Annotated in this window: 1 protein-coding gene and 2 pseudogenes; 2 read left to right on the forward strand and 1 reads right to left on the reverse strand. The window is 44.7% G+C overall.

Annotation, left to right across the window (positions count from 1 at the left end; all coding sequences use genetic code 11):
* Nucleotides 1–760: pseudogene (locus B4113_RS20445) on the forward strand (hypothetical protein); the annotation flags it as partial.
* Between the two features lie 209 nt (nt 761–969).
* Here the strand turns inward: B4113_RS20445 and B4113_RS07780 are convergent.
* Nucleotides 970–1,263 (reverse strand): annotated as a pseudogene (locus B4113_RS07780) (transposase); the annotation flags it as partial.
* Between the two features lie 338 nt (nt 1,264–1,601).
* Here B4113_RS07780 and B4113_RS21155 point away from each other — a divergent pair.
* A complete protein-coding gene (locus B4113_RS21155; protein WP_369802236.1) occupies nt 1,602–1,805 on the forward strand; it encodes a hypothetical protein in 204 nt (67 codons plus the stop codon).
* Nucleotides 1,806–1,943: the final 138 nt, after the last annotated feature.

Consider the following 1,943-nt stretch of genomic DNA (forward strand, 5'->3'; position numbering starts at 1 on the left):
ATTATCGATTGTACCCCCGGCTAAAGGAGCCGGCGTTGCCGGAAAAGCGGCGATCAAAGGAGCCAAGGCGATCGATGCCGCCTCCGCCCTTGCGAAAGTGAAACATGTCGTGCGCGATGATAAAATGAAAGCGATCGGCGACATCGCCTTTCGCCAAACCGTCCGCTCCCCTCTTGCCGAAACAGCCCGATTGTTCAAGAAGCAATGGGACGAATTAGTAGGAAACGTCGCCTCCGTTTCATGGCAGCCGGCGTATGCGGGAATGGGTCCGGCGCCTCGAGGGTGGATGAGTGAGGCGAGGAATGAAGTTAAAGATGCCACTTTTCATATGATAAAGAAAGCTGAAGGAGAGGTGGTTGGGAAAGGTACAGGTGAAACTGTTATTAAGGATACGTATAAACCTGTTAGTCTTAATCAACTTCGTCTTAAAAATGGAATGAAGATGAAAATTAATGATGCTCTTGAAGCAGCAGAAAAGTTTTTAGAACCGGGGTATAAGGATATGGGGAATGGACGCTTCGTATCCACGGACGGAACACGAGTTGTAAGAATGGGAGATGGTGATATACTGGGTAAACATGGGGGAGGACCACACATGAATTTTGAAACTCTAGTTCCTAACCCTAGTAAGCCTGGTAAAATGAAAGTAGACCAAAATCTTCATATTTATTTTGGAGGAGTAAAATGGATATTCAGATTAAAATTCCAAAGTATAGGAATGATTCAGGCTTCCAATTCGTATGGGAGGATAATTTCATAATTGAGACTGAAATAAATGGAAACACAATCATAATACGAGCTAATAAAGATGGTTTGATATCCATGGCTAAACATTTACTTACACTAGCACAAAATGAAGTACCGACAGGTACCCATATCCATTATGATGAATTGAACTCTTTAGAAGAGGGATCTTGCGAAATCGTAATTCAAAAAATATAGGTAATAACTCGTGGTGCTAGTTGAACCCTAGCGCTCAACTAGCCCGAGTATTACAAGCGAATACACCAACAAAATGACATCGAGTGCCACTTCAAACCCCGCAATCGAGTGAGCACGAATGTCTGTCATACGATACCGGTCAACGAGGACGGAAAACACCGTTTCTATGAATTTCCATTTTTGCTTGATCCACTTCTCCCATGCTTCGGATGGACGATGTTTCTGATTTTTGCGAGAGGGAGTCCAAAAAGCGATTTGGTAATTTCCATACAGCTTTTTTTGCCATTCGCTACTGATGAATCCTTTGTCACCCAGGTTATAGGAGGGTTCAATGAAGGGACGATGTAAAGTTTTTATTTGAAACAGTCGGAATATATAAGTTGCAATAAAGAATTTCTGATTTTTCGTTTCGGTTTTCATCTAAATACAAGCTGATATGATATAAAGTGGCGAGTGATCAGCTGGATGTAAAACAAAATTTCAACTTATATAGCTTGATATTAGCCATTATTTCGCCGTTTTAACGGGGGAGGGAATCCAAGTGTCATCGATGGTAGAGTCGATTGAAAAGGAAATGAAGCGGAGGGCTTACGAAGCAGCGATGGCCATTTTGCAATCTTACCAAGGGTAAGTGCATAAAGCGATGGAAGAATTTCAAGGTGGCATTTGCGGCTTTTATCGCGCCAACGATGAATCTATTTCCGTACTGGCAAGGGGAGGCGCGGGAAGCGTATGAGTGGGTCTATGCCGATTTAAAGCAAATCGAGACGCGGATTGAGGCGACGGCGGATGAATTGGTCGATGAAATCAGCAGGGAAATCGCCCGTCTTCATCGAAGGTATAGAAGAGTTGTGATCACATGATTCGGTTGAAACCGGATGAGTTGGAAGCGGTCGCGAAGCACATTCCCGATGCCAAAGATGCGTGCGAGCGGGCGCGGACGACGCTGTCGCGGGAACTTTCTTCTCTCGCAATGGACCTCCCCGGCGTCAGCACGCCCG

Source organism: Geobacillus sp. B4113_201601 (assembly GCF_001587475.1).
Taxonomy (GTDB): domain Bacteria; phylum Bacillota; class Bacilli; order Bacillales; family Anoxybacillaceae; genus Geobacillus; species Geobacillus icigianus.